Below are 16,984 nucleotides of genomic sequence, written 5' to 3'. Positions count from 1 at the left end.
GAGTTTCAGGTTTCAGGTTCACGTTCTTTACGAAACTTGAAACCTTAAACCTGAAACAAAAAAAATATAAAGATTATGAAACAAACTACAAATGCCATCGTAATGATTCGTCCGGTAGCTTTCAGGATGAATGAGCAAACGGCTGTAAATAATTATTACCAAAAAGTATTAGACGGACTTTTACCAAGTACGGTAAATGCGAAAGCACAACAGGAATTTGATGTTTTTGTAGAAAAACTGCGAGCGGTTGGGGTTGATGTTACGGTTATTAAAGATACTTTAGAGACAGATACACCCGATAGTATTTTTCCAAACAACTGGGTTTCATTTCATGAAAATGGTGATGTGGCATTATATCCTATGTTTGCCGAAAATCGTCGTCAGGAGCGTCGTGAGGATATTTTAGACACTCTTGAAGACAAAGGTTTTGAAATCACTAATATAATGGATTACACGTCGGCTGAAGAAGACGGGTTTTTTCTGGAAGGAACAGGAAGTTTGCTTTTAGACAGAGCTAATGCAAAAGCATATTGTGCTTTGTCACCTCGTGCCGATGAAGAGCTGTTTATTGAATTCTGTGAGGATTTTGATTATGCTCCTGTTATTTTTGAAGCTTTTCAAACTGTAAACGGAGAACGAAAATTAATATATCATACCAACGTTATGATGTGTTTAGGAGAAACTTTTGCAGTAATCTGTGCCGATTGTATCGATGATAAAAAAGAACGCAAAATGGTTTTAGACAACTTGAAAGCGGATAAAAAAGAGATTATTCTGATTACAGAAGCACAGGTCAATAATTTTGCCGGTAATATGTTAGAAGTTAGAGGAACAAATGATAAGAAGTATCTTGTAATGAGTGCTTCGGCTCACCAGAGTTTAACTCCAAAACAAATTGCGCAATTAGAAGCCCATGCTGAAATTTTGAGTTCAAGCCTGGATACCATCGAAGCTTGCGGAGGAGGAAGTGCAAGATGCATGATGGCCGAAGTGTTTTTGCCAAGAAGTTAAAACGGAAATAATAAAATTTGATATAATAAAGGCTCAACTATTTGGTTGAGCCTTTATTATTATGAAGCGAGAACTTCTAATTATTTATTGATTAATTTTTCAAGCCTTGCCATCATTTCATCTTTTTCTTTCAGCATACGCTCGTATAACGCAATCTTTTCTTCGTGAAGCTGGATTAGTTTCTCAATTGGATTATTATTGAAAGTTGGGTTGTAATTTATCAGGCCTTGAGTATCATGAAAAGTATTAGAAATAATATTTATAGCCTGCTCTTCATCAAAATTATGAAAAGCTTCCACAGGAATTTTTAAGGCATGTGAGATTTGATCCAGGATATCATCTTCAATTACATCTTTTTGCTCCAGCATAGAGATTTTCTTTTGATTCCAGTCATTTCCCAGATCAAAAGCCAATGACTCCTGTTTGATACCTAGCATTTCTCTAAAACGTTTTACGTTTCTTCCCTGATGTATTTTCTGTTCCATAATAAATATAAATTTTCCGAAGGCTCAAAGATAACGGCATCGGATTAAAAATTCTGAGATTTAAAGATAAAAAAATATCCTGTACAATATCTTTTTTGTCAGAATATTATAGCGCAAAATAAATTTACATCAGATTTCCTTTTACAATATTAATGATTGAACTGACAATATATTGAATTCCGATTGATATAACAATAAATCCAACAATTCTGGAAATGGCCACAATTCCTGAGGCTCCCAGTATTCGGGCTAAGTAATGTGCGCTTTTCAGAATAGCAAAAATCGCTACAGCAATAGCAAGAATTGCTAAAGTTGAAATGATAATTTCTTCCATTCCATGATGTTCCTGGTAAAAAGCAATCAACAAAGACATTGAACCGGGACCGGCTAACATTGGAATAGCTAATGGAGTTAAAGCAATGTCGTTTCGTTGCTGAGCTTCATTTTCAATCTTTTTATTGATCCCTCGTTTTTTATTGAATTTTCCGGAAAGTAAGGAGAATCCTGAACTTACAATTACAATTCCTCCCGCAATTCGAAGTGCATCGATACTGATTCCGAAAAAAGTCAATACATACTGACCTATAAAATAAGAAACAATCAAAATGATGAAAACGTTTATAGCAGTCCATAATGAAATTCTCGAACGCTCTTTTTGAGAGTCATGCTGCGTAAGTCCCACAAAAATGGGAACGGTGCCAATTGGGTTTAACACTGAGAAAAGTGCGGCAAATAAATAAATGAATAAATCCATATTGTTTGGGTTAGTGGAGTAAAAATAGTCAATTTTTAATAGTAGATTGCATATTCACGTTTGGATATTGTTTTTTTATTGCTACTATTTCCCTAAAAATAACGTAAAATAAGCTCATACTTTTTGATTACTTTTGTAGCATATTTTAAAATGATGAAAAACAAAAAAACTTTAGTTCTTGGTGCTACCACAAAACCAGACCGCTACGCTTATAAAGCTATAAATGCATTAGTTCAAAAAGGACACACTGTTTTGGCAATTGGTCAAAATACCGGTGAAGTTGCCGGAGTAAAAATTTATACAAAAGCTATTCCTGTCAAAAATATTGATACCGTAACTTTATACTTAAATCCTTCCCGTCAGCGTGATTACTATAATTATATCATAGAAGCACAGCCGAAAAGAGTAGTTTTTAATCCAGGAACTGAGAATCCCGAATTGTATCAATTGCTGGAACTAAATAATATTAAGGCAGAAGTTGCCTGTACTTTAGTTTTGCTGGCTACAAATCAATATTAATTTCAGAACTTTTTTAGTGTCTTTTGCGGATTAACGGCGATAAATGAGTTTCAATGTTAGTAAGCCAGACTAAAAGAACCATAAAAATAGTATTTTTGTAGTTATGGAATTTTCATCAAAATTAATAGAAAAAGCAGTCAATGAAATGTCGCAATTGCCCGGAATCGGCAAGAGAACGGCTTTGCGATTGGTTTTGCATTTGTTAAAACAGCCTAAAGAACAAACAGGTTTTTTATCCCAGGCATTGCTGAACATGCGCGAGGATATTAAGTTTTGTGAAAGCTGCCATAATATTTCAGATACAAAAGTTTGTGAAATCTGTGCTAATTCGACAAGAAACCATCAGCTGATTTGTGTCGTTGAAGACATTCGTGATGTAATGGCTATTGAAAACACAGGCCAATACAAAGGGATTTATCATGTTTTGGGCGGAAAAATTTCCCCCATCGAAGGTGTTGGTCCAAGTCAGTTAAACATTTCAAGCCTCGTCGAAAAAGTAAAATCCGGAATTGTAACGGAAATTATTTTTGCCTTGAGCTCAACAATGGAAGGTGATACGACAAATTTCTATATCTACAAACAAATTGCGGAATCTGAGATCGTGATTTCAACAATTGCAAGAGGTATTTCAGTAGGGGACGAGTTAGAATATGCAGACGAAGTTACACTTGGAAGAAGTATTTTGCAACGTATTCCGTTTGAAAAAACTTTCAAAAACAATTAAATAAGGTCAATTAAAAAGTAGATTTCCTGAAGATTACAGGAAAACCTATATTTGCCGATAAAATATTTACAATGACAAAAAACAGCTTTTATATACTACTATTAATTAGTGTTTTATTTACATCTTGTATTCCTGTAAAAGACTTGGTGTATTTACAAAATAAAAATACTTCCGGAGAACAAAATACTGTCGCTGCTGTCGAATCTAAGCCTTACAGATTACAAACAAACGACGTGATAACTGTTGATATTAAGGCTATTGATCCTAAGTTAGTAGCGATTTTTAGTAAATCTAATTCAGGGGTAACCGATAAATCAGAGTCAGCTTTGTATTTTGACGGTTTTACCGTTGATGATCATGGAAATATCAGAATGCCAATTTTGGGTGAAATAAATGTTATTGGCTATACCCTTGAAGAAATACGGGTGATCATCGAAAAAAAATTACTGGAAGAATATTTTAAAAGCGAGGCTAATATTTTTGTAACCGTAAAATTAGCCGGTTTCAGGTACACGATAAATGGTGAGGTTGGAAGCATGGGAACAAAAACATTATTTCAGTCACATGTCAATATTATGGAGGCTATCGCAAATGCGGGCGATATTACAACAGTAGGAGACAGAAAAGCAGTGACCGTAATTCGCCAAACGCCGACCGGAGTTCAGATGAATGATATTGATCTGACTGATGCTAATGTAATGAAGTCTCCTTATTATTATTTGCAGCCTAACGATTATATTTACGTAAAACCATTAAAACAAAAAACGTGGGGAACAGGACAGACTGGTATACAGTCTATAAGTACTGTTATCACTTTGTTGTCTCTGGCAACAACAGTTTATTTGCTTCTTAAAAATTAAAACAAGGTTCAAAGATGTTAGATATAAAAGATTTTTCGATGTTTGAAAATCATTCGAATTTTGATTTTAAAGGGCTTTTATTAAAGATTCTCAGCTATTGGAAATGGTTTCTTATTAGTTTAATAATTTCATTTGCAATTGCCTATCAGGTAAATATTCGAAAAGAAAAAATTTACGGAATGCAGACCATGATTTCTATTGAGGAAGAAAGCAATCCGTTTTTTACTTCAAATACGAGTTTGGTTTTTAACTGGGGAGGAATTTCCGATCAGGTAAACGGGATTTCAACTATATTAAAGTCCAGATCCCATAATGAGCTCGTTGTTGATAAATTACAATTTTATATTGATTATCTTACACAGGGAAAATATAATTTGGTTGATTCCTATGGAGAAGTACCTTTTTATTTAAATATTGATAAAACAAGAGGGCAGCTTGCCAATACTTTAATCAGTATTAAATTTTTAAATGAAAATACATATGAAATCAGAATTCCATTTGAAACTAATTCGGTTTCCTTAATAACGTATTCTAAAAATTCTTATTCGAATACTTCGGTTCAGCCTGTAGAATTTGTAAAAAAATATAAAGTTGGGGAGCAGGTGTCACTGCCTTTCCTGAACTGGAAATTACAAATAAATGACAATCCGGGGTTTTATAAAGGAAATGAATATTTTATTCGATTTAATGATTTTGACAATACAGTTTCTAATTACAGAGCGATTGATGTTGATTCTGATGATAAAGGCGGTTCCTTGCTGACTTTGTCCTTACAGGGAACAAACAAAGCCAGAATGGTTGATTATCTGAATTCGACAGTAAAAATGCTGATTAAAATTCAGCTTGATGGAAAAAATCAGTTTGCTAACAATACGATACGATTTATTGACAGCACTCTTGTTGCCATGGAATCTCAGTTAAAAGAAAACGGGAATGAACTAAAAACTTTCCGAAAAGATAAAAACATCTATGAGATTGAAGATGGCGGAGCTAAATTTTCGGATAAAATAATGGATTTTGATGTACAGAAAGATCTGATTTCGAGAAAAATTGCTTACTATAATTCATTAAAAACATATTTAAATAACAGTGTAGATTATTCGCGTTTACCCGCTCCTTCAGTTGCAGGAATTGAAGATCCGAATATTGTTGTAAATGTTTCAAAACTTATTGCGCTTTCTACACAAAGATCAGAAATGGCCTATGCGGTAAAAAGTGATAAGATTTTTAAGGATTTTGATAATCAAATGCATGCTGTAAAAGATGTGCTGCTGGAAAACATCGTTAGCGCTAAATCATCTTTGCTATATGATTTGTCGCTGATAAATGCCAAAATCGGTCAGGCTGAAAGTACGGTTAAAAGACTTCCGGAAGAACAACAGGAATTGTTGAAGATTAAAAGGAAGTATGACTTAAATGATAATATCTATACTGAATTTCTTCAAAAAAGAAATGAAGCAGAAATTGTAAAGGCATCCAACTTATCTGATATCCATTTTATTGATCCTGCAAAAGATATAGGCGGAAATTTAATTGGTCCTAAGACCTCGGCAAACTATGTTTTGGCTTTGTTCCTTGGTATTTTGATTCCTTTGCTGTTTGTTTTTATAATTTTCTTCATTAATAATTCAATTCAGAATATAGAGGATATCAGTAAATTAACGCAGATTCCTATTATTGGAGTAATTGGTGTTAATAAAGACAATATAAACCTGGCGGTATTTGATAAACCAAAATCGGCACTTTCAGAATCCTTTAGGACAATTCGTTCGTCCTTACAGTTTCTTTATAAAAAACAACGGGTAAGCGGAGCAAAGACCTTAATGATTACGTCGTCAATAAGCGGTGAAGGAAAGACATTTTGTTCTATAAACATTGCCACTGTTTTCGCTTTAAGTGAAAAGAAAACAGTGATAATAGGTCTGGATTTGAGAAAACCGAGATTAGCAGACGAATTTGGTCTGACGAATAATTTAGGGGTAGTTAATTACCTGATCAAGCAAAAAAACCTGGAAGAAATAACAAATTCAACCACTATTGCGAATCTGGATGTTATTCTTTCCGGTCCGATTCCGCCAAATCCTTCAGAGCTTATTTTAAGTGAAGCAATGAAAGAGCTGATAGACGAATTAAAACAAAAATACGATTATATTATTCTGGATACACCTCCGGTTGGTTTAGTATCTGATGCCCTGGAGCTGGCTCAGTATGCAGATGTAACTTTGTACATTGTGAGACAGAATTACACTAAAAAAGATATGATCACATTGCTGAATAACAGAATAAAAAGAGGAGAGCTCAACAATGCGAGTATCGTTTTAAACGGATATGAAAATAAAGCTAAATACGGCTCCGGATACGGGTATGGCTATGGCGCTTATTCTAACGGATATCATGAAGAAGAAGAAAAGAAGAATTTTATAAAATTTATTCTCAATAAATGGAATAAAAAATAATTGGAGATACATGGAAATATCAGCTCAATATACAATTTTAATTACAGGAGGTGCCGGCTTTATTGGCTCCAACTTATGCGAGCATTTTCTAAAATCTGGTCATAAGGTTGTTTGTCTGGATAATTTTGCGACAGGACACCGCCATAATCTGAAAGATTTTATTGAGAACCCAAATTTCAAATTAATTGAAGGTGATATTCGCGATAGCGCCGATTGTATTTTAGCAGTGGATGGAGTTGATTATGTGCTTCATGAGGCTGCTTTAGGTTCTGTTCCTCGATCCATAAATGATCCGATCACAACCAACGATGTTAATGTATCCGGTTTTTTAAATATGTTAACAGCCTCCCGCGATGCTAAAGTAAAAAGATTTATATACGCAGCAAGTTCTTCTACCTACGGAGACTCGCAAGGGTTGCCAAAAGTCGAAGAGATTATTGGTAAGCCACTTTCGCCATACGCCATAACCAAATATGTAAACGAATTGTATGCTGAAATTTTCAGTAAAACATATGGGTTAGAAACGATAGGACTGCGCTACTTCAATGTTTTTGGAAGAAAACAAGATCCGAATGGAGCCTATGCCGCAGTCATTCCTAAGTTTGTGATGCAGCTTATGAATTACGAAAGTCCCGTAATTAACGGTGATGGAAATTATTCCCGGGATTTTACCTATATTGATAATGTGATTCAGATGAATGAACTGGCTATCATAAGCCAAAATCAGGAGGCAGTGAATACCGTTTATAATACTGCATTTGGAGATCGGAATACTTTAAACGATTTGGTAGGATACCTTAAAAAATATTTGGCAGAATTTGACCCGAAAATTGCACAGGTAGAAGTTGTTTACGGTGCAAACAGAGCAGGAGATATTCCACATTCACTGGCAAGCATTGACAAAGCTAAAAATATGCTCGGATATGATCCGAAATATTCTTTACAGGAAGGGCTAAAAGAAGCAGTAAGCTGGTACTGGAATAATTTGAAATAAAAATCAAAGATTAAGATAATAAATAATTAAATGGAAATAACCAAAATTTGTTGCATTGGTGCAGGTTATGTCGGAGGACCGACAATGGCAGTAATTGCTCAAAAATGTCCACATATTCAAGTGACTGTTGTTGATTTGAACGAACAAAGAATTAAAGACTGGAATGATCCGGATACCAATAATATTCCTATCTATGAGCCAGGCCTTTCAGAAATTGTTGCAGAAGCGAGAGGAAGAAATCTCTTTTTTTCGACTGAAGTTGAAAAAGCAATTGATGAAGCCCAGGTAATTTTTATATCAGTAAACACCCCAACCAAAACCTACGGAAAAGGAAAAGGGATGGCAGCTGATTTAAAATACATTGAATTGTGCGCCAGACAAATTGCCAAAGTTGCCAAAGAAAATAAAATTGTAGTTGAAAAGTCAACTTTGCCGGTTCGTACGGCAGAAGCAATAAAAAGTATTCTCGACAATACCGGAAATGGAGTCCAGTTTCAAATATTATCGAATCCTGAGTTTTTAGCGGAAGGAACTGCTGTTACCGATTTGTTGAATCCCGACAGGATCTTAATTGGGGGTGATACAACTCCAGAAGGAGAAGCTGCAATTAATGCCTTAGTAAATGTCTATGCCAACTGGGTCAGCAAAGATAAAATTCTGACTACAAATGTTTGGTCTTCAGAATTGTCTAAACTTACGGCAAATGCATTTTTGGCACAGCGTATTTCATCGATAAATGCCATGTCCGAACTTTGTGAAAAAACAGGTGCTGATGTGAATGAAGTTGCCAAAGCAATTGGTATGGATACCCGAATTGGACCAAAATTTTTAAAAGCCTCTGTTGGTTTTGGAGGTTCCTGCTTTCAAAAAGATATTTTGAATTTAGTTTATATCGCAAAATCATACGGTTTAAATGAAGTGGCAGATTATTGGGAACAGGTAATTATTATGAATGATCATCAGAAAAGAAGATTTTCAAATAAGATCGTTCAAACCCTATATAATACTGTTGCGGATAAGAAAATTACATTTTTAGGGTGGGCATTCAAAAAAGATACCAATGACACCCGTGAGTCAGCAGCAATCTATGTAGCGGATGATTTGATTAATGAACAGGCTAAAATCTCTGTTTACGATCCGAAAGTTTCAAGAAATAAAATGCTGGCTGATTTAAATTATTTAGAAAGCAGATCAGTTGAAGAAAATAATAATGCAATTCTTGCGTTTGATAATCCTTATGATGCCTGCAAAGGTTCGCATGCGATTTCAATTCTTACCGAGTGGGATGAATTTGTAGCGTATGACTGGCAAAAAATTTATGACTCAATGCATAAGCCGGCCTTTCTTTTTGATGGGAGAAATATTTTAAATGCTAAAGAAGTAGAGGCAATTGGGTTTGTTTATAAAGGTATAGGATCTTAATTGAAAATAAATATTCAGGTAAGATTTAATTCGAAATGAGATAAAAATAAGATTGAAAATTTTATTTCAATATAAAAAAATATATGAATTGGTATGCTATATATACTAAGCCCAAGTGGGAGAAAAAAGTTTCGGAAAAGCTAAATCAAATAGGTATTGAATGCTATTGTCCTCTGGTAATTCAGGTTAAACAATGGTCAGATAGAAAGAAAAAAATTGAAGTTCCCCTTTTTAATTCATATGTTTTTGTTCGCCTGCAGGATGCTGACAGGAATTCTGTTTTTCAGGTTGCAGGTGCCGTCCGATATTTGTTCTGGTTAGGGAAACCGGCAATTGTTAAAGATGAAGAAATTGAGATCATAAAAAAAAGTCTCATGGATGTAGATGTTAGTGAAATAACAGTAACACCGTTTCAGGTTGGAGACCGAATAAAATTAGAATCAGGGGTTTTTAGTAATCAGGATGCAATTGTTCAGGAAGTGTCAAAAACGCATTATATCCTGATTTTGGAATCTTTAGGATGTGTGTTGAAAATAAAACATAAATAATTTAGTTTTTTACTTGTTATAAATTTATAGAATAGAAGATGAAATGCTTTTTTAGCTTTTTATCTTCTGTTTTTTTTAAATGTAAACTTTAAAGTCTGATTAATAAAGATTTGCCTGTTTTTTTAGAGTTTTAATTTTTAGTAAGTTAAGTTCTGTTATAAACGGTATTGAATAAGTTGACTTAATATGCTATATTTGCCAAAAAGGGATTTTGAGGTATCTGTGTCAGTTATAATGTGACTCAGAGAGGCGAAGCCGTGAATTGTAATGAAAAAAGTGGATAAAAACGACTACAAAATAGACAAAAACATAAAAATAGCCATTATTGGTCTAGGATATGTTGGTTTGCCCTTGGCCAGATTATTTGCTACTAAATATTCGGTCATAGGTTTTGATATAAACGAAACAAGAATTACATCTTTAAAATCCGGAACAGACACAACATTAGAAGTTGATGATGTTACTTTGCAAAAAGTATTGGTGGATAATGCGAATCAGAATACCGGATTATATTGTACGAGTACTTTAGATGATCTCGCAACTTGTAATTACTTTATAATAACAGTTCCGACACCGGTAGATAAAAACAATCGTCCGGATTTAACACCTTTATATAAATCCAGTGAATCGGTCGGTAAAATATTGAAAAAAGGAGATATTGTGATTTATGAATCAACAGTATATCCCGGTGTTACAGAAGAGCAATGTGTTCCTGTTTTAGAAAAAGTTTCAGGATTAAAGTTTAATGAAGATTTTTTTGCGGGATATTCCCCGGAAAGAATAAATCCGGGAGATAAGGAACATACGGTTGAAAAAATACTAAAAGTAACTTCAGGATCAACTCCGGAGATTGGTTTAAAAGTCGACGCTTTGTATAAGTCTGTTATAACTGCTGGGACTCATTTAGCACCAAGCATAAAAGTGGCTGAAGCAGCTAAAGTTATAGAAAATTCTCAAAGAGATATCAATATAGCATTTGTTAATGAACTAGCCAAAATATTCAACTTAATGGGTATTGATACGCAGGAAGTATTAACAGCAGCAGCTACAAAATGGAACTTTTTACCTTTTAAGCCCGGATTGGTTGGCGGACATTGTATTGGAGTAGATCCTTATTACCTGGCTCAGAGAGCACAGGAATTTGGCTATCATCCTGAAATAATTCTGGCAGGTAGACGTTTAAATGACAGTATGGGAGAATATGTGGCTTCTCAGATAGTTAAATTAATGATTAAGAAAGGTATTTCTGTTAACGGAGCAGATCTGTTAATGCTGGGAATCACTTTCAAAGAAAACTGTCCTGATGTTCGAAATACCAAAATTGTAGATGTTGTAAAAGCATTAAAAGAGTATGGAATTATAGTAACCATATTTGATCCGCTTGCTAATGCGAATGATGTAAAAAAAGAATATAATTTAATAACAAGTAATAGTATTCCGCAAGATAAATTTGATGCGATTGTTTTGGGAGTTGCACACGCAGAATTTTTAGAATTAAATTTCTCAGAACTTCAAAAAGAAGATAGTTTAATATATGATGTAAAAGGAGTTTTAGGAGCTATAGCTGATAATAGATTATAGTAACTAAGGGTCTTTTTTTATTTTAAGAAAAATGGAAACAAAGAATTCAATTATACATGTCATTTTAACTGGCGGAGTAGGAAGCAGATTATGGCCTCTTTCCCGTAAAAGCCAGCCAAAACAATATTTAGAAATTTTTGAAAACAAATCATTATTTGAAATGACAGTAGAACGGAACAGTCATTTAGCAGATAAAGTAATGGTGGTTGGAAATGTAGAAAATCATCATTTAAGCGGAAAAGTGATGGATAAAACTAAAACAAATTATTTAAATATTGTAGAAGCTACACCAAGAAATACAGCGGCTGCTATTGCTTTTGCAGCATTTGCCTCAAATCCGGATGATGTTTTAATCATAACGCCATCAGATCATATTATTGATAAAATGGATGATTATAATAATGCAATTCAGGAAGCCGTTAAAAAAGCCAATGAAGGTTTTATTGTTACTTTTGGAATTATACCAACTAAGCCTGAAACGGGTTATGGATATATTGAATCAAGAGGTGATAAAGTACTGTCATTTCGCGAAAAACCAAATGAAACTACGGCAAAAGAGTTTATTGCAAGGGGGAATTTTTTATGGAATAGCGGGATGTTCTGTTTTAAGGCGGGAGTTCTTTTGGATGAACTAAAACAATTTCAGCCAGAGGTTTATGAAAAATCTAAAGCAGTTTGGGAAGCCAATGAAAAAGGGCTTCTTAATTTAGATTTATCGATGGAAATTCCGTCCATTAGTATTGATTATGCGGTAATGGAACGCAGCAAAAAAATTAAAGTTGTTCCGGCTTCATTCTCCTGGTCAGATTTAGGTTCGTTTGAATCTGTTTATGATTATTTGGTTTCAAAAGGGCATCCTATTGATAAAAACGGTAATATGGTTATTGGATCTGGAAAGCACACTACTTTCTTAGGATTAAAAAACACCATTTTTGTTTATACCGAGACTGCGAATTTAATTTTACAGAAAGAAAGTTCTCAAGACGTAAAAGATATATATAGTGAGTTAGAAAAAATAAAATCTGAGTTATTAAATTAAATAATAAGATGAAAAAAATTCTTATAACAGGTGGTGCTGGTTTTATTGGATCGCATGTGGTTAGACGTTTTGTAAATAAATATCCAGATTATCAAATTTTTAATCTAGATGCTTTGACTTATGCAGGGAATCTGGAAAATATAAAAGATATTGAAAATCACCCGAATTATCATTTTGTGAAAGGAGATATCGTTGATGAAGCTTTTGTCAATGAACTCTTTCTAAATTATAATTTTGATGGAATATTGCATTTAGCGGCAGAATCCCATGTAGATCGTTCTATTGAAGATCCTTTGGCTTTTGTGAAAACGAATGTTATCGGCACAATGAATTTGTTAAATGCTGCAAAAAATCAATGGAAGAATGATTTTACAAATAAAAGATTTTATCACATAAGTACAGATGAAGTTTACGGTTCCTTGGGAGCTGAAGGGCTTTTTACCGAAACTACAGCCTACGATCCTAATTCTCCGTATTCTGCCTCAAAAGCAAGTTCTGATCATTTTGTCAGAGCTTATGGAGAAACTTACGGACTGCCGTATGTTTTGACAAACTGCTCTAACAATTACGGATCTTATCACTTTCCTGAAAAATTAATTCCACTTTTTATAAATAATATTATCAATAATAAACCATTACCAGTATATGGTGATGGAAATTATACCAGAGATTGGTTATTTGTAGAGGATCATGCAGCAGCAATTGATTTGGTTTTTCATGAAGGAAAAAATCATGAAACCTATAATATTGGGGGTTTCAATGAATGGAAAAACATTGATTTGGTGAAATTATTATGCCAGATTATGGATGAGAAATTGGGTAGAACTTCCGGGACTTCCCAAGAGTTAATAACTTATGTAAAAGACAGACCTGGTCATGATTTAAGATACGCAATAGATGCTTCAAAAATTAATAGAGAACTGGGTTGGAAACCTTCTGTAACTTTTGAAGAAGGTTTGGAAAAAACAATTAATTGGTATCTTGAAAATGAAGAGTGGCTACAAAATGTAACTTCCGGTTCGTATAAAGATTATTATCAAAAACAATATTCATAGATTTTTAGATTAAATATATTCAATATGAAAAAAATAACATATGTTATTATTCTGTTCTTTATTTTATTGAGTTCCATCAATGTAAATGCGCAAGATATACTAAGATCCAAAGATTTAAGTACAGTAAAAGTGGATTATTTGTCTGATGATGACCTGGCAAAAATTAGTGCACAACTAAAAAGTAATAATACTACCATTGAACAAGTTGAGTCAATGGCCCTCTCAAAAGGGATGAGTCAGACAGAATATGACAAACTAAAGTATAAACTTAAGGAATACGAGACAAAATCAATCAAAGGAGATGATAAGCCTAAAATTCAAGAAAATAAAGTTGAATCTGGAAGAAAACAAGACAAGATCAGAAATGAAAAGGTTAAAGATTCAGCTAATGCTTTGATTTTTGGTTCAGAATTATTTGACAATCCAAATTTAAATTTTGAACCAGATTTAAAATTAGCAACCCCTATGAACTATGTGTTAGGACCAGGGGATGAATTGCAGATAAGTGTCTATGGAATTCAGGAGTACAATGACAATATCCCTGTAAGTGTTGAAGGAAAAATATCAATTCAAAATGTTGGACAAATAGCCGTTTCAGGAATGTCAATTGAAGCAGCGACTCAAAAAATAAAAGCCGCAATTGCTAAAATATATACTACCGTGAGATCTGGTCAGTCTCAGGTAAGTATTAGTTTAAGTCAAATACGAACTATTAAAATAACAGTAGTTGGAGGCAAACAACCAGGTAATTATTCAATCTCATCTTTAGCTACAGTATACAACGCTTTACATCTGGCTGGTGGTCCTGGGAAAAATGGGAGTTATAGAAATATCGAATTAATTAGAAATAATAAAGTTTTTAAAAATATAGATATTTACAGGTTTCTGGTTAAGGGAGATCAATCTGATAATATTAATCTAAAAGATAATGATGTAATTAGAATTCCTGCATATAGTCAAAGAGTAACAGTTGAAGGCGAAGTAAAGCGCCCTGGAATTTTTGAAATGAAAAAAGGAGAAACTTTTTCAGATTTATTAAATTTTGCTTCAGGATTTAATGAGTTTGCTTACACTGCTTCTGTAAATGTTGTGCAAAAGACAGGTAAAGAATTCAAAGTCCATGATATAAACGAAAGTGAATTTAGTACTTATAATCCACAATCAGGAGATGTTTTTAAAGTGACTAAAATTTTAAATAGATTTGAAAATCGTATTAAAATTGAAGGAGCAGTTTTTAGACCAGATTATTATTCTTTCACTGAGGGAATGAGAATTTCTGATCTTATCGCAAGAGCAGAAGGACTTAAGGAAGATGCTTATAGTAAAAGAGCCAGAATTATTCGTTTAAAATCGGATTTAACTACCGAAATAGTTAATGTGGATTTAAATGATGCATTAACTGGTGATTTAAATAGTGATATTGAATTAAAAAGGGAAGATATTGTTACAGTGTATTCTATTCTGGACTTTAGAGAGGAATATAAGGTGACAATTGATGGAGAAGTTAAAAGTCCTGGGGTTTATGAATATTTTGAAAATTTGACGTTAAATGATTTAATTGTTCAGGTTGGAGGATTAACAGGTTCTGCATCTAAAAAAGTTGAAATTGCAAGAATGGTCAAATCTGATGTCATAAACGATTCTGATCCAAATCGAATTGAATTAGTGGAGCTTGAGATCTCAGGAGATAATAATGAACAAATTAAGAATTTTGCTTTAAAACCTTTCGATGTTATAAATATACGAAGAATAGCGGTTTACGAAAAGCCTGAAATGGTTACTATTACTGGCGCTGTAACTTATCCGGGAAAATATGTTTTGGCAAACAAGAAAGAAAAAGTTTATAATATCGTAATGAGAGCCGGTGGATTGACTTCTGTAGCTAATTTAGAGGGGATGAAAATTAAAAGGCCAATTAAAAAAGATCAAATAGATAAATTAAAAAGTATAGATCTTAATTTGTCAAAAAATGACACTTTAAATGAGAAGTTAGCCAAAAAATTAGAGGAAGGGGTGAAATTTTCTACCATTCCGGTTAATTGGGAAAAAATTGTAAAAGATAAAAATCATTATTCTAATGTAACTTTATTTCCAGGCGATCAAATCGAAGTTTCGGTTTATAATGAGGGAGTTAAAGTGACAGGAAATGTACTGTTGACATCTGAAATTCCCTATAGAAAGGGAAAAGGATTTAAATATTATATAAATGCAGTAGGTGGAGTTGATAGTAAAGGTTGGAAGAAAAAAGCTTATATAATTTATCCAAACGGTAATGCATCAGTAACTAAGTCTTTTTTGTTTTTTAGATCATATCCAGATGTTATGCCAGATTCTCAAATTGTTGTTCCTGAGAAACCGGAGACGAAGAAAATGAGTACAGGAGAATGGGTGAGCATTGGAAGTGTATTAACAAGTTTAGCATTATTAATCGTAACTGCATTTAAATAAAGACATTGATGGATAATATGCCAATTGAAAACAGCGAAATTTCGTTAAATGAATTAGTGATAAAAGCAAAAGAATGGTATTCATATCTGCTTTCACAATGGAGAATTATTACACTAGTAGCTGTTGTTGGATCTGCAATGGGTTTGACATATTCATTTACAAAAAAAACTATTTATACTGCAACGTTATCATTTGCATTAGAAGATGACAAATCTGGTGGTGGTGGCATAGGGAGTGCCTTAGGTTTAGCCAGTTCTTTGGGGTTAGATCTTGGCGGAAGCGCTGGGGGAATGTTTACAGGATCTAATTTATCTGAGTTATTCAAGTCAAGGTCTATGGTTGAAAAAACTCTATTAACTCCAGTTAAAATTAATGGAAAAATAATTTCTTTAGCAGAAATGTATATTCAAAATAATGGTTGGAGAGATGAATGGAGTAATGATCCTAAATACAAACATATAGAGTTTATTCCAAACGTTAAAAGAGAATCATTAAGTCGTGTTCATGATAGTATATTGGGTGTAATGTACAATAGGATATCTAAAACTGATCTGAGTGTAGGACAGAAAGATAAGAAGATTTCTATAATAAGTATAGATGTTTCTTCTACTAATGAACAGTTTTCTAAATTTTTTTGTGAAGCTTTAGCCAGCCAAGTTGGGCAGTTTTATATTGATACAAAAAGTAAGAAAGCCAGAATTAATATGGGTATACTTGAGAGACAAACTGATTCTATTAGAGGAGAACTTAATAGTGCAATTACTGGCGTTGCTGTTGCAAATGATAATACTTTTAATTTGAATCCGGCTCTTAATATACGAAGAGCGCCATTAGGACGTAAGCAAGTAGACGTTCAGGCTAATACAGCCATATTAACAGAATTAGTGAAGCAGACCGAATTAGCAAAAGTTACTTTGCGTAGAGAAACTCCTTTGATTCAGATTATAGACAGTCCAATTCTTCCATTAGCTAAAGAGAGATTTGGTAAGGCTAAAGGTTTGGTTTTGGGTGGCTTATTAGGAACATTCTTAATTTTAATTTATCTTATTATTAGACGAGTATTTTCTCAGTTAGCTTAATTTTTTCTC

15 protein-coding genes are annotated in these 16,984 nt (G+C 33.4%); 13 read left to right on the top strand and 2 right to left on the bottom strand.

Annotated elements, in window-relative coordinates:
* Positions 1 to 75: 75 nt before the first annotated feature.
* Complete coding sequence (gene ctlX, locus GJU43_RS05775; protein ID WP_154339870.1) at positions 76 to 1,011, top strand: citrulline utilization hydrolase CtlX; 936 nt, start codon at positions 76 to 78, stop codon at positions 1,009 to 1,011.
* Between the two features lie 80 nt (positions 1,012 to 1,091).
* On the opposite strand, the gene GJU43_RS05770 is transcribed toward ctlX, so the two are convergent.
* Together GJU43_RS05770 and GJU43_RS05765 are read right to left on the bottom strand one after the other, a co-directional pair.
* Complete coding sequence (locus GJU43_RS05770; protein ID WP_154339869.1) at positions 1,092 to 1,496, bottom strand: helix-turn-helix transcriptional regulator; 405 nt, start codon at positions 1,494 to 1,496, stop codon at positions 1,092 to 1,094.
* 124 nt (positions 1,497 to 1,620) lie between these two features.
* Complete coding sequence (locus tag GJU43_RS05765; RefSeq protein ID WP_154339868.1) at positions 1,621 to 2,250, bottom strand: MarC family NAAT transporter; 630 nt, start codon at positions 2,248 to 2,250, stop codon at positions 1,621 to 1,623.
* Positions 2,251 to 2,403: 153 nt separating this feature from the next.
* Here GJU43_RS05765 and GJU43_RS05760 point away from each other — a divergent pair, with 153 nt between their 5' ends.
* From GJU43_RS05760 to GJU43_RS05705, 12 genes are all read left to right on the top strand, one after another.
* Positions 2,404 to 2,769, top strand: coding sequence for a CoA-binding protein (locus GJU43_RS05760; RefSeq protein ID WP_127338512.1), 366 nt, complete (start codon positions 2,404 to 2,406; stop codon positions 2,767 to 2,769).
* A 103-nt stretch (positions 2,770 to 2,872) separates the two neighbouring features.
* A complete protein-coding gene (gene recR, locus GJU43_RS05755) occupies positions 2,873 to 3,493 on the top strand; it encodes a recombination mediator RecR (protein WP_154339867.1) in 621 nt (206 codons plus the stop codon).
* Positions 3,494 to 3,564: 71 nt separating this feature from the next.
* Positions 3,565 to 4,353: a polysaccharide biosynthesis/export family protein gene (locus GJU43_RS05750; protein WP_154339866.1), complete on the top strand. Its 789-nt coding sequence runs from the start codon at positions 3,565 to 3,567 to the stop codon at positions 4,351 to 4,353.
* Between the two features lie 14 nt (positions 4,354 to 4,367).
* Positions 4,368 to 6,809 carry a polysaccharide biosynthesis tyrosine autokinase gene (locus GJU43_RS05745; protein WP_154339865.1) on the top strand — a complete coding sequence of 814 codons (2,442 nt, stop codon included), beginning with the start codon at positions 4,368 to 4,370 and terminating at the stop codon, positions 6,807 to 6,809.
* 10 nt (positions 6,810 to 6,819) lie between these two features.
* Positions 6,820 to 7,803 (top strand): SDR family oxidoreductase, encoded by a 984-nt coding sequence (locus GJU43_RS05740; RefSeq protein WP_154339864.1) that lies wholly within the window; start codon positions 6,820 to 6,822, stop codon positions 7,801 to 7,803.
* A gap of 30 nt (positions 7,804 to 7,833) precedes the next feature.
* Positions 7,834 to 9,225, top strand: coding sequence for a UDP-glucose 6-dehydrogenase (locus GJU43_RS05735; protein ID WP_154339863.1), 1,392 nt, complete (start codon positions 7,834 to 7,836; stop codon positions 9,223 to 9,225).
* An 83-nt stretch (positions 9,226 to 9,308) separates the two neighbouring features.
* Entirely contained in the window at positions 9,309 to 9,773 is a 465-nt protein-coding gene (locus GJU43_RS05730) for a UpxY family transcription antiterminator (RefSeq protein WP_154339862.1), read from the top strand.
* A 267-nt stretch (positions 9,774 to 10,040) separates the two neighbouring features.
* Positions 10,041 to 11,354 carry a nucleotide sugar dehydrogenase gene (locus tag GJU43_RS05725; protein WP_154339861.1) on the top strand — a complete coding sequence of 438 codons (1,314 nt, stop codon included), beginning with the start codon at positions 10,041 to 10,043 and terminating at the stop codon, positions 11,352 to 11,354.
* Positions 11,355 to 11,385: 31 nt separating this feature from the next.
* The gene (locus tag GJU43_RS05720; RefSeq protein ID WP_154339860.1) at positions 11,386 to 12,393 is read left to right on the top strand and encodes a mannose-1-phosphate guanylyltransferase; all 1,008 of its coding nucleotides are present in this window, start codon (positions 11,386 to 11,388) and stop codon (positions 12,391 to 12,393) included.
* 8 nt (positions 12,394 to 12,401) lie between these two features.
* The gene (rfbB, locus tag GJU43_RS05715) at positions 12,402 to 13,448 is read left to right on the top strand and encodes a dTDP-glucose 4,6-dehydratase (protein ID WP_154339859.1); all 1,047 of its coding nucleotides are present in this window, start codon (positions 12,402 to 12,404) and stop codon (positions 13,446 to 13,448) included.
* A gap of 24 nt (positions 13,449 to 13,472) precedes the next feature.
* Entirely contained in the window at positions 13,473 to 15,896 is a 2,424-nt protein-coding gene (locus tag GJU43_RS05710; protein WP_154339858.1) for an SLBB domain-containing protein, read from the top strand.
* A gap of 8 nt (positions 15,897 to 15,904) precedes the next feature.
* A complete protein-coding gene (locus GJU43_RS05705) occupies positions 15,905 to 16,975 on the top strand; it encodes a Wzz/FepE/Etk N-terminal domain-containing protein (protein WP_154339857.1) in 1,071 nt (356 codons plus the stop codon).
* Positions 16,976 to 16,984 lie beyond the last annotated feature (9 nt).

The sequence above is a fragment of the Flavobacterium sp. LC2016-23 genome, assembly GCF_009674775.1.
GTDB lineage: Bacteria > Bacteroidota > Bacteroidia > Flavobacteriales > Flavobacteriaceae > Flavobacterium.
Note: the sequence above shows the minus strand (reverse complement) of the source record. Positions and strands in the feature narration are given on the sequence as shown.